This is a genomic window from Pelatocladus sp. (assembly GCF_059505505.1).
Genome location: NZ_JCACKS010000063.1, coordinates 1 through 12,194 on the forward strand (window position 1 = coordinate 1; position 12,194 = coordinate 12,194).

The following is a 12,194-nucleotide window of genomic DNA, read 5'->3' on the forward strand; positions in this document are numbered from 1 at the left end:
TCACGTTTGATACACTAGCATTTAGTGTACTCTATCTACCTGCAATCTGCTGTATAAGTAAGTGTAGGGTGGGCAATGCTAGCGATCGCGATCAAAAATGTTTAAGACTCGCTTCAAAAAAAATTACTAAAAGTCCGCTCATAAGAACACACTCACATGTTTCTTGTACAAATAATTAACGAGAGATACATTTTTTAGTTTGCAACGTCTGATGTTTTTGCACCACTCAAGTTAAGTAAGTTAAAAATAAACTAAACACTTTTCCCAGACACAATCGCCAGATCAACAACGTATATAAAGCGCAGCAAATAATTTAGAAAATCTTAAAATTTGGTGATTATTGAGAAAACATTATATTTTAAAATTATCAACTTGACTGAGTAAGCTCCCAGTATCAAGAATTCAAATTCTCAGATCCCTATGCCTCCAAAGCACTCACATAAATCCAGACGTGAGCGTGGTGTAATTCTCACTGCTCAAGGACGGCAAAAACTACAACAGATGATGCGGGCAGCAGAAATAGAACGTAATGGTGGGCAATACTTTACTCAAGAACAACTCAGCGAGTATACAGGGTTGTCGCTAAATATGATCGCTCGCATTCTCAAACAAGAACAAACTGTAGACAAACGCTCGCTTGTTCGCTTTCTGCAAGCTTTTGATTCACAGTTATTGAAAGAAGACTACACTCAATCTGTCTGTTCACCAAAAAACTTGGAAGTTCGACAGCCAAATCAGCAGCAGGATTGGGGAGAAGCAACGGATGTAGCGGTGTTCTATGGTCGTGAAGCGGAACTTTTGCAGTTGCAGCAGTGGATTGTGCAAGAGCATTGTCGTTTGGTAGCGCTACTGTCTCAAAGTGTTACATGGTCACACAGGCAAGGTCTGGTCTGTCAGTTTCAGTCCGGATGGTCTGGTTCTGGCTAGTGGTAGCCAAGATGAGACAATAAAGTTCTGGGATGTCAGTAAAGGTTACTGCATTAAAACACTAAGGGTTGACCGACTTTACGAAGGCATGAACATTACTGGAGCCACAGGTTTAACTCCAGCCCAGAAAGCTACACTTAAAGCTCTAGGAGCAGTTGAATTATGAAGATTTCCTCAGTATTTCTTTCTGCTTTTCTGTTTTGGCGGCTTTTTTCCAAATCCCGGTAGGTCACTTGATGGTGGTGATGATGAGCTTTTTGATGTTCGATTGATTGTTTCTAATAGGTGTTTTTGTGCTGTTAGCACTTCTGCTATTTTCTTGTTGTTCTATTTGCTGCGCCATATCCTCCATCAGTTTCTTGACACTGGTTGGAGTTTTTCCCCAATCTTTTGGGGGTATCTGCTCTACATGATTGACGCGCTTCTGTTCCATGTCACTTAATTTATCAGATTTTTGGGGTAATTTTTGGCTATCTCTCTTCTACCCCCCTGAACGCTTACCCACTAACAATGTGGAGACGAATTAATGGAAACAAATAATGATGAGCTAGCGATCGCGACGACAAACAATACGTCCAAACAATATTTAATTGCCATAGTCACTGCGATCGAATTTCGACACTTGCATTAAGCGGCCTTAGATTTGCGGCGTTTAGGTTTGTTCTCCTTTGGCTGTTGCACCTGCAAGGCTTGTTGTAGCTGTGCCTCACGTTTCTCAAACTCCATGATAGTTCTAGCAACTAATTCTGCTAAGGTTTCACGTTTCATAATTGATTTTTATCGCTTCTTTAACGATAGCTGCAAGGTGAAAAACTTCTGTTAGCTGCGAGCCTTTTGCATTGCCTATTTGGTAAGTCTTTCACAAATCTGGTTGTCGTTTTATGCCTTAGCTTCATCTTTTTTGACCTAAGTTTGCATGACCAACACGAATCTCGTTTCAATCCAACCCTAGCCATTTTTCTAGGGTGAATTCTCCCCATTTTTCTGATGTCATCAGTGCATACAAAAAGTGACAATCTGAGCATCCAGGAACTTGAGCAAGGAGAATTTGATGTCCTCATTATTGGCTCTATCCAACACTTTAGCCGACACTGTAGAACAATCTGGAAGTGCGGTAGTCGCAATCAATGCTGGTAAACGGTTTTCCCCAAGTGGCATTCATTGGCGTCATGGTATTATTGTTACCTCTGATGAATCGCTTCAGCGCTATGATGAAATCACCGTGACTTTATCAGATGGTCGTAGCGTACTCGTCACATTCTTAGGTCATGACCCAAGTACTGACATAGCAGTGTTTCAACTACAAGATGTAGAAATTCCTGTAGCGAAAATAGGCGATGCAACAACACTCAAAGTTGGTCATCTGGTACTGGGACTAGCAAGAAGTAGCGAAGGGGATTTACGGACAGCGATGGGTGCTATAAGTGTAATTACTGGTGCTTGGCAAAGCATGAGCGGTGGCAAAATTGACCAGTTTATCCGCCCAGATATCAACCTGTACCCTGGTTTTGCAGGTGGACCACTCGTAGATGCATCTGGTGATGTGGTAGGTATGAACACATCAGGGCGACGCGGTACGGTTTTAACTATTCCTACTGCTACAGTTAATCGAGTAGTTGAGCAATTGGTAGCCAAAGGACGGATTTCACGGGGGTACTTGGGTGTAGGAATGCAACCTGTACGCCTACCAAACAACCTGAAAACTACACTGAATTTAACTTCTGCTGGTGGGGTAATTGTCGTCAATGTGGAACCGTCTGGACCAGCAGACAAGGGAGGTGTGTTGCTTGGTGATGTGTTGGTAACATTCGATGGCGTGAGTGTGAGTGATACAGCTGATGTGCTGGCGTTGCTTAATAATAGCGATCGCATTGGTAAAAATGTGAAAGTGCAAGCTATTCGGGGTGGGATGTTAGTTGAGTTAACACTAACAGTTGGTGAACGTCCCAGCAAAGAAGATTAACCTGGCTAAGAATTGACATTTGAACATGTAGATTGCAAACATGGCGAACACAATATTTACTGACATCACTGTGGAACTGGCAACCCTAAGTGCTAGACTACGCAATAGCACTGTCAAGGTGAAAAGTGGTTCTCTAGGAAGCGGTTCTGGTATTATCTGGCAATCTGACGGATTAATTATCACTAATGCCCATGTAACAACTAGCAACCGGGTAACAGTGGAATTGCCAGATGGACGAGTATTTGATGCTGCACGTACACATTTTGACCCCCAGCAGGATTTAGCAGCCCTGAAAATAGCCGCAACTGACTTAACTGCTGCAATTATTGGTGATTCTGAGGCGCTGCGAGTGGGTGAATTAGTTTTAGCTGTGGGTAATCCTTTTGGTGAGAATGGTACTGTAACTACGGGAATTATTTACGCCAGTAATCGGCGTGTGGTGATGGCCGATCTGCGGTTATATCCTGGTAATTCTGGAGGGCCACTTGCTGACAGTTGTGGTCGAGTGATTGGAATTAACACTATGATTGCCAATGGTTTAGCTGTAGCAATTCCCATCTCATCCGTAGACCGTTTTTTACGGGATGATCGTCCTCCCCAACTGGGAGTGACGCTGCAAACAGTGGTTCTCAATAGACGCAGCTTGGGTTTATTGGTGTTGTCAATCTCGCCTGGTAGTGCTGCTGAAATAGCGGGTATGCAAATTGGTGATGTGTTAATTGGAGTCGGAGGGCGATTGTTTACTAAACCCAACGACTTAGCTAAATATCTCAATCACAGTCACCCAAACGAATCACTACCGTTACAAGTCTGGCGTGGTGGGCAACAATTTGTGGTTTATGTTGAGCTGCATAGTAAGAAAACTGCTAGGTCAGCAAAATGATTCGAGTGATGGTAGTTGCTACTTCTGGTGTGGTGCGGGCTGGGTTGTCAGCAGTAATCACTACCAATCAATTGATGACAGTAGTAGGAAGTGCATCCGATGTAGATGTACTAACTAGGGAAATTGAGCGATCGCAACCTGATGTTGTCTTGCTAGATTTGGGTGGTAATCCTCAACAATCAGTATGGGAAAAATTGCTGCTGTTGAATGAGCAGCAAGACCCGTTGAGATTTATTCTCATTGTTGAGGAACTTGATCGCATTGACCTAGAGACGGCACTACGTTCTGGTGTTCGAGGTATATTACCTAATACTAGTACAGAGTCAGAAATTGTCGCTGCTGTTGAGGCTGTTGCTTGTGGTTTGGTGGTGTTGCACTCAGATGCGATTGAGTTGGTCTATCGGCGTGAAAAGCTGGCGGATAATCTCGTTCAAACCTTAACACCACGCGAGATTGAGGTTTTAGTTCTGCTTGGTTCTGCTTTGGGTAATAAGCAGATTGCCAAAAGCCTGCATATTTCCGAACATACGGTGAAGTTTCATCTCTCATCCATATTTCAAAAGCTTGGTGTCTCTACCCGCACTGAAGCAGTTACTGTTGGTGTGCGACTGGGTTTGATTATGCTATAAATGCTCACGTACCATCAAACGATGCCGACTCATTTTGATTCGGAGTTGGATGATACCTGATTGTTTGCTTATTCAACAGTTTGATGATTACCAACTTGAGATAATATACAGGTAAGTTTATAAAAATCAACAATGGTAGAACGCCCAATCAAGAAATCAGAGCGTCAATCTCAAGAAAGTACTGACAAAGTTTCCGAAATATCGGATTCTTTGCCTGCTGTTAAATCCGATGCCAAACGCTCAAAACCGAGTCAAAATCGCTCGTCTGCTACAGATAAAAAATCATCCTTAAAGGATGAAAATAAGCAGCAGATTAATCCTGCCTTAGCGCGTGGTCCGAAACCCGTAAAAATTCAAGCTAATGTCAAAATAGAACCTGAAATCGATTCACAATCTATACTTGAAGATTCTGAAAATTAACATTATTAGGATGAAAAATCCTAATAATGTTGCGACTATTGCTAAACAAATTTGACCCAGGACGTGAACTTTGCTTGGCAATTACCAATATTATCTATGATGAAATATTTAGCTATATCCCAGAAATTCTTAATCATTTGCTGACGGTCAACTTTTGCTGCCATTTCGTCAAAACCATCAAAAAGTAGCAGCAGCTTGCCTAAGTTTTACCTGTGCCGAACTCCCCAAGTAAAGAAACGATCGCCTGTAAGAAAACGAACTCCCCGATTTCTGAAAGAATACAGTTGGCGAATATGGGGTGATACCCTTCACCAACGATAAATAAAGCATTTTAAGGTTATTCCAGGACGCGATCGCACGATAAATGTTGTCTCGAAAAACCTATAAAATCGTTGGGGTGAGGGATCAGATCCACTATTCGCCAGCTGTATCCGCACTAGTTGTCGGGGATCTTGCTGTTCACAAATAATTTTGGAGCAAAGCTTTTCGGTTATCCCGACATAAACAAAATAGGTGAATTTTTACCCGCTATCCATCCCTACCCCATGAGTACATTGAGGGTAGGGACTTTCGCGTAATGGTTAAACCAGTTTCAGTTCTGGATATTGTGCCAATACATCTTCACTGGTAAGGACATCGCCTTCTGCTTGCGGAGTCCACAATACTTCAAAGGCTAACAGTTGTTCGCCGGGAATGCTGCCGATTTGACGTAAAGCTTGACGCAAGTCATCGGCGTTGTTGATTTGTGATATTTCAAATTTACCGAGAGTCGCAGCCAACAGAGTTACAATGATGTATTCTCCTGGACCTTCGGTGATTAGGCGAGTTGGGTTATCAAGTTCATCAGCAGACGGCAAACTTTCTTTGCGAGTTGCGGCTTTGAGCTGATTGTTGACATTAGACAAAGTTTCTTCGTTGAACTTGCTACGTTCTGCCAATGCTAAACGGTTGAATGTTGATTCTGCTGCATTCAGACGTGCTTGTTGAGTACCACCACCTGCATAAACCCAATATTCTGGATGACGAAGTAAAGCAAGGCTAGCTTCTTGTAAAACTTCAGATCTACCCTGTGAAGAATTGGTATCAGCAGTTTCGGCAATGTAGTTGAGTTCTGGTTGTAAACTACGAGCGTTAGCTAATAAACCTACCTGTAACTGACTGATGGAAACTGTAGGGTTGCTGCTGTAACCGATATCGTCACCACCACCACTAACAGCACGACGGAATGATTGTACTAAAAAGCCAGCGATCGCCAAAAAAATCAATAGGCCAAATAGTCCACCACCAAAACCAAATATTGGCACTATAAAAGGAAATCCGAATCCACCACCTGGATAATATCCACCACCGTATCCTCCACCGGGAGGTGCATAAGTGCGGGGTGAGGAGTAGCCACGACCACTACTAGGCATTCGGAAGGAACCACCACCGATTCGACCCCCACTAGCTGCTAATGCACCGTCAGCATGACTAAGTGCCAACGTGAACACCAAAAAGAGGACGAATAGCGTTTTGAAAAGTGGTTTGAAGGCTTGTTGCAGTTTTTTATGCATAACACAGTTACTTGAAAAACGATATTGATTATATTTTTCCAAAGACGGAATTTTTTTGCGTTTGGTGAGTGACGCTAGCCTGTACCATGCAGGAAATATAAAAGTGAAAGTAGCTCTCATCACTAGCTACATATTAAATTTATCGTTTATTATCCTGTGTTTGCAGCTATCCTCTGGACTAATTCGGTCGCAATAACCGTACTTCTTGGGGGATTGGGGAGCGGGGAGCGGGTATTAGGAGAAAGTCTCCCTTGTCTTCCTTGTCCCCTTTTTGCTCATTTTTAAGTATCGTTAAATAAAGTTAAAACTATATATCCTACTTTATGTCCGTTAGGCAAAGAGTTCTTTCTGGTGTTCAACCAACTGGTAACTTACATTTGGGTAACTACTTGGGTGCAATTCGCAACTGGGTAGAAGGACAAAGCCAGTACGATAATTTCCTTTTTATAGCCGATTTACACGCTGTAACTCTGCCACACAACCCAGCAGAACTAGCTACAAATACTTATACATTAGCTGCTCTATATCTGGCTTGTGGTCTTGATTTAACCTATTCCACAATTTTTGTACAATCTCACGTCCCTGCACATACTGAACTTACTTGGTTACTCAACTGCATTACACCCCTCAACTGGCTGACAGACATGATTCAATTTAAGGAAAAAGCTGTCAAACAGGGTGAAAATGTGGGCGTTGGTTTGTTAGACTATCCTGTGCTGATGGCATCTGATATTTTGCTCTACGAACCTGATAAAGTGCCAGTAGGGGAAGACCAAAAGCAGCATTTAGAATTAACACGAGATATTGTCAATCGGTTTAATCACTTATTTACCAAACCAGATCAACCAGTATTAAAGTTACCAGAGCCTCTGATTCGTAAAGAAGGGGCCAGGGTAATGAGTTTGACAGATGGGACAAAGAAAATGTCTAAGTCCGATCCTTCAGAATTAAGTCGAATTAATTTGTTAGATTCACCGGATGAAATTACCAAAAAAATTAAGAAATGTAAAACTGATGCGACTCGCGGTTTAGAATTTGATAATCCAGAACGGCCAGAGAGTAATAATTTGTTAACTCTGTATATGTTGCTGTCTAGTAAAACCAAAGAAGAAGTTGCAGCTGAGTGTCAAGATATGGGCTGGGGACAATTTAAGCCTTTACTGACGGAAACACTCATCAATGCTCTCAAACCCATCCGAGAGAAATATCAGGCGGTAATGGATGACAAAGGCTATTTAGAGTCTGTTTTACGTCATGGAAAACATAAAGCAGAGACTGTTGCTAACCAAACTTTAGCAAAAGTTAAAACCGCGATGGGATACTCCACACCATTATGAGGTTTTGTGTGTAGGGTGAGTTGTGTTATAGCTGTACCCAAAGACAGAAATGCTCATTTTTATGCTGGATACTCAAAATCCAACTTGTTTAACTTCTTTTCGGACAGCTGCAAAAGCTGGTAAATTCCTAATTACCGCCGAGGTAGCACCACCAAAAGGCGGTAATCCAGAACACATGCTCAAAATGGCAGCGACTCTTAAGGGAAGGGTTCATGCTGTCAATATTACTGATGGTAGCCGAGCAGTTTTACGGATGTCGCCAGTGATAGCATCGGCAATTTTAATACAACATGGCATCGAACCAATTTGTCAGATTGCTTGTCGCGATCGCAACCGGATTGGTTTACAAGCTGATTTAATGGGCGCTCATGCGATCGGTATCAGAAATATCTTAGCTTTGACGGGTGATCCTGTAAAAGCAGGCGATCACCCTGACTGCAAAGGTGTATTTGACTTAGAATCCGTACGGTTGCTGCAAGTTATAGAAAAGCTGAATCATGGCTTTGATTGCAATGATAAACCCCTAACTGATGGGGCGCTAGATTTATTTCCAGGTGCAGCAGTCGATCCGCAATGTCCGAGTTGGTCGGGTTTGCAAAAACGATTTGAACGCAAATTAGCAGCAGGGGCGCAATTTTTTCAAAGTCAATTAATTACCGATTTTGAAATCTTAGAAAAGTTCATGGATAAAATTGCTGCCAATTGTGGTAAGCCAATCTTAGCCGGAATTTTCTTGTTTAAATCGGCAAAAAATGCCCAATTTATTAATAGGTGTGTTCCGGGTGTGAATATTCCCGAACACATCATTGATAGATTAGCAAAAGCCAAAGATCCTCTAGAAGAAGGGATGAAAATTGCTGCGGAACAAGTGCAAACTGCACAACAATTGTGTCAGGGTGTACATATGATGGCAGTTAAGCGCGAAGATTTGATTCCACAAATTTTAGAGATGGCTGGTGTTGCACCAGTTAATCAGATGGTATTGAGGTAAACACAGTAAAAATTTATTGCTTAGGCAGCTGGGTTTACCAGCTGCTTTTTGGTTTTTTGGTTTTTGGTTGTAAGGTGAAGTAGAATGCGATCGCCTTTTAACAACTTCAAACTATAATTCCACAAAATAGTACGATCAGACTAACTCATCCTGTAATAGCCAAATTAACTTAAGATTTTATAACTCATGATTAGCAGAATATGATTCATAAATATTTAATCACTTTACGTAAGGAGTATACACTGTGACAGAATTGAATAATTATAATGCACAATTAACTGACGAAGAAGATAATGAGGAAGAGCCATATGAAAAGAATACTTTTCAGTATGATCCTGAAAAAATTAATATTGTGACTAGAGAACCAACTATTGAGCAATTACTCAGACGAATTGATCAAAAAGCTCTTGATTTAGCACCTGATTTTCAGCGTCAGGCAAATATATGGAAGGATGATGTTAAAAGCCGATTAATTGAGTCTATCCTGATTCGCATTCCGCTACCAGCATTTTACATAGATGCAACCAATGAAGAGCAATGGCTGGTTGTAGATGGATTGCAACGGCTATCTGCTTTAAAGCAATTTGTGAGTGACAAAAGACTTAAGCTAAGTGAACTAGAATACCTCACAAATCTCGAAGGTAAAACTTATGATGAACTAGAGCCGAGATACCAACGGCGAATCCTTGAAACTCAACCGACAGTATATTTGATTGAGAAAGGCACTCCTATAGAAGTAAAGTATAACATTTTTAAGCGGATTAATACAGGGGGTGTACGTCTTTCAAATCAAGAAATACGCCATGCTCTTAACCCTGGCCAAGCAAATAAATTCTTACTTAAACTTGCAGAATCTGAGGAATTCCGACGGGTAATGAATCTTAGCGAATCCAAAAAAAAACGTATGGATGATCGAGAATTTATTACTGGTTTCTTAGCTTTTAGCCTAACCTCTTATAAAGACTATAAACAAGAAACTAGAGATGCTTTTTTAAGTAAAGCTCTATCTAAAATCAATAATCTTTCAGAAACAGAATTAAATAAAATTGAAGCCGATTTTAAAAGATCAATGACAACAGCATTTGAAATTTTTGGTGAAAATGCTTTCCGAAAGATGTCTAACAAAAATAAAAGAAAATTTCCAGTCAATAAATCTTTGTTTGAAGCTTGGTCAGTAAATTTGAGTCAATTGAGTGATAAAGAAATTAAAATATTGAAAGAACGTAAACATAAACTAATTGATAATTTTATTTTTTACGCCGATAATGACAAAGAGTTTTTCTCCTCTATCTCTCAGGCAGAAAACAAGATAGAATCACGATTTAGTACTATCGAAAAAATTATACAGGAAGTACTTAAATGATTAGTTCGCTACATTTGATAAACTTCAAAACCTTGGAAAATGAGTTCTTGGAGTTCAGACCGTTAACTCTGCTTTCTGGGATTAACAGTACCGGTAAATCTTCCGTATTGCAATCACTACTGCTGCTGCGTCAATCATACCACCAAGAGTTATTACCAAAGACAGGTTTAGCATTAAATGGTGAATTAGTTCATATTGGTACTGCTCAAGATGCATTTTGTGAAAGAGCAAAATATAACTATATTGGGGTTGAACTTGTCTGGGAAGATGGTAGTAAAGGAATATGGAATTTTAATTACGGCCTAGATAAAAAAGATGCTGATGTTTTGAATCTTGCTTTAGAATCAACTGATTCTAAAGTCTATGAGTCAAGTCTTTTCAGCAAAAATTTCCACTATCTTCAAGCAGAACGCCTTGGACCTCGACCATATAATGAAACATTAGATTATCAAGTCAGAATACGTAGACAACTTGGTACAATGGGAGAGTATACAGCACACTTTCTCTATGTTTATGGACGTAAAGCTATTGTTATCCCTAACCTCAATTACCCACAGGCAAAATCAATGGATTTAATAGACCAAGTTGAGGCGTGGATGAGAGAAGTAAGTCCTGGGACACGTATTAAAATTACATCAAATTCAGATATGGGTTTGGTAAATTTGCAATACTTTTATGGTGATAGTAATCCCTACCGTGCAACCAATGTAGGCTTTGGAATTACCTATACTTTACCAATTATTGTCGCGGTACTTGCATCTGAACCAGGAACATTAATTCTTATTGAAAATCCAGAAGCTCATCTTCACCCTAAAGGACAATCAAAAATGGGTGAATTGTTAGCACTTGCGGCTAGTTGCGGTGTTCAAGTGGTAATAGAAACTCATAGCGATCATGTTTTAAACGGAATTCGTCTTGCGGTTCATGATGACAAACTTGAACCAGAAGATGTTCAATTGCACTATTTCCAGCGACAAGAAAAAGAAGGACAAGCTGTTACAGAGGTAATATCGCCACAGATTGATAGAAATGGAAGAATTGACCAATGGCCCGATGGTTTCTTTGATGAGTGGGAAAAAAATTTAATCACCTTACTAAAGCCAAGGGATGTTTAAAGCATGGATTTGGAGATGGTATTAAATGAACTGTCGTTACGAATCCCTGCTGATAATGTTCAAACCGCTCAACACAGGATGTCAGACTTAGTTGATACAGCAAGAGAAGCAGCAGAATTTGGTGTCAAACCAATAATTCGTACCCATAGTGATTTTTATAATACTGTACTGGCACACAACTATTCTCTGTCTAATTGGCTGGTAGATAAAAATGTAAATAGAGATGAAATACGTTTTATTCTCACAGCCGCGAAGACTCCTTTTTTAGCAGATATCCAGAATTCTGAGATTGAGGATAAGACCATACTGTCTGATTTTTCTTGTGAAGGAGAAATTAGCGAAGGACTTAAAATTGCTTATTTGCTTGAATCTCTAGCTTTAAGTATCAAATCAGATCCACAATGGGACTCTCATACTATTGTTTTGGAAGCTACGTGGCTAGAAAATGATGACACTTACGATTCGGATACCTTGACAGTTTTTCATGCTAGCAACAAAGAGCATATACAAAGACATATTCCTTGGATACAGGAACGTTTAAAAACGGGAGTTCTTGACGGTGTAGATTTGTGGAATCGTAGAGAAGAACTATTTCCCACACTACTTTTTTGTGAAAGTGTTAGCCCACAAATACGAAGCCTTGAAAAGACTAACCCAATTTTAAGACAGGTTGTAAATCGGCTGTTTGCACTTGATAAATCTTGTAGAAGTTGGGTCAATGGCTCCTATGATTTAAATCAACTTAGTAAAGCATCTCCAGAAAGTGAATCCAGGCTGCGGCAATTCCAACAGGAACTAACATTTAAATGTCCTGATGGTGATAAGCGTATCTTTAGTTTGCATGTCCGAATGACACCAGGGGATTGGCGACTTCATTTCTCTACAGAATTAGGGCCTGGTAAAATCATCATTGGCTATGTCGGACGAAAAATACAGTAATTATTGAACTCATTAAAGCAAGTAAACATCTCCAAAATAGTATATTTTGTGGTAAAAGAACGTCAATAGAAGTT

Annotated in this window: 13 protein-coding genes and 1 pseudogene; 11 read left to right on the forward strand and 3 right to left on the reverse strand. The window is 40.4% G+C overall.

Translation table 11 applies throughout. The features are described 5' to 3' along the window. Positions 1–420: 420 nt before the first annotated feature. Entirely contained in the window at positions 421–927 is a 507-nt protein-coding gene (locus AC5JMK_RS06330) for a hypothetical protein (RefSeq protein ID WP_495909675.1), read from the forward strand. After that, a pseudogene (locus tag AC5JMK_RS06335) lies at positions 851–1,093 on the forward strand (WD40 repeat domain-containing protein); the annotation flags it as partial. The gene AC5JMK_RS06330 and the pseudogene AC5JMK_RS06335, both read left to right, overlap by 77 nt. Before the next feature lie 63 nt (positions 1,094–1,156). Here AC5JMK_RS06335 and AC5JMK_RS06340 read toward each other — a convergent pair. Both AC5JMK_RS06340 and AC5JMK_RS06345 read right to left on the reverse strand, forming a co-directional pair. Then, complete coding sequence (locus AC5JMK_RS06340) at positions 1,157–1,360, reverse strand: hypothetical protein (protein WP_096672923.1); 204 nt, start codon at positions 1,358–1,360, stop codon at positions 1,157–1,159. A 194-nt stretch (positions 1,361–1,554) separates the two neighbouring features. After that, positions 1,555–1,695 (reverse strand): hypothetical protein, encoded by a 141-nt coding sequence (locus AC5JMK_RS06345; RefSeq protein ID WP_495909676.1) that lies wholly within the window; start codon positions 1,693–1,695, stop codon positions 1,555–1,557. A 283-nt stretch (positions 1,696–1,978) separates the two neighbouring features. Here AC5JMK_RS06345 and AC5JMK_RS06350 point away from each other — a divergent pair, with 283 nt between their 5' ends. The 4 genes from AC5JMK_RS06350 (at position 1,979) to AC5JMK_RS06365 (ending at position 4,822) form a co-directional block, all read left to right on the forward strand. After that, positions 1,979–2,890 carry a S1C family serine protease gene (locus AC5JMK_RS06350; RefSeq protein ID WP_096672925.1) on the forward strand — a complete coding sequence of 304 codons (912 nt, stop codon included), beginning with the start codon at positions 1,979–1,981 and terminating at the stop codon, positions 2,888–2,890. Between the two features lie 40 nt (positions 2,891–2,930). After that, a complete protein-coding gene (locus AC5JMK_RS06355) occupies positions 2,931–3,773 on the forward strand; it encodes a S1C family serine protease (RefSeq protein WP_096672927.1) in 843 nt (280 codons plus the stop codon). Beyond that, on the forward strand, positions 3,770–4,402 hold the full coding sequence (locus AC5JMK_RS06360) for a response regulator transcription factor (protein WP_096672929.1): 633 nt from the start codon (positions 3,770–3,772) through the stop codon (positions 4,400–4,402). The genes AC5JMK_RS06355 and AC5JMK_RS06360 overlap by 4 nt, the downstream gene beginning before the upstream one ends. A gap of 132 nt (positions 4,403–4,534) precedes the next feature. Continuing rightward, entirely contained in the window at positions 4,535–4,822 is a 288-nt protein-coding gene (locus AC5JMK_RS06365) for a hypothetical protein (protein ID WP_096672931.1), read from the forward strand. Positions 4,823–5,403: 581 nt separating this feature from the next. Here the strand turns inward: AC5JMK_RS06365 and AC5JMK_RS06370 are convergent. Continuing rightward, positions 5,404–6,375, reverse strand: a complete 972-nt coding sequence (locus tag AC5JMK_RS06370) for a DUF1517 domain-containing protein (protein WP_495909677.1) — start codon at positions 6,373–6,375, stop codon at positions 5,404–5,406. A 323-nt stretch (positions 6,376–6,698) separates the two neighbouring features. On the opposite strand from AC5JMK_RS06370, the gene trpS reads away from it, so the two are divergent. From trpS to AC5JMK_RS06395, 5 genes are all read left to right on the forward strand, one after another. Further along, positions 6,699–7,712, forward strand: coding sequence for a tryptophan--tRNA ligase (gene trpS, locus AC5JMK_RS06375; protein WP_096672935.1), 1,014 nt, complete (start codon positions 6,699–6,701; stop codon positions 7,710–7,712). 61 nt (positions 7,713–7,773) lie between these two features. Then, positions 7,774–8,703 (forward strand): methylenetetrahydrofolate reductase, encoded by a 930-nt coding sequence (locus tag AC5JMK_RS06380; RefSeq protein WP_495909678.1) that lies wholly within the window; start codon positions 7,774–7,776, stop codon positions 8,701–8,703. A 244-nt stretch (positions 8,704–8,947) separates the two neighbouring features. After that, a complete protein-coding gene (locus AC5JMK_RS06385) occupies positions 8,948–10,066 on the forward strand; it encodes a DUF262 domain-containing protein (protein WP_495909679.1) in 1,119 nt (372 codons plus the stop codon). Next, the gene (locus tag AC5JMK_RS06390) at positions 10,063–11,181 is read left to right on the forward strand and encodes an AAA family ATPase (protein WP_495909680.1); all 1,119 of its coding nucleotides are present in this window, start codon (positions 10,063–10,065) and stop codon (positions 11,179–11,181) included. The genes AC5JMK_RS06385 and AC5JMK_RS06390 overlap by 4 nt, the downstream gene beginning before the upstream one ends. A gap of 15 nt (positions 11,182–11,196) precedes the next feature. After that, entirely contained in the window at positions 11,197–12,120 is a 924-nt protein-coding gene (locus AC5JMK_RS06395) for a hypothetical protein (RefSeq protein ID WP_495909681.1), read from the forward strand. Positions 12,121–12,194 lie beyond the last annotated feature (74 nt).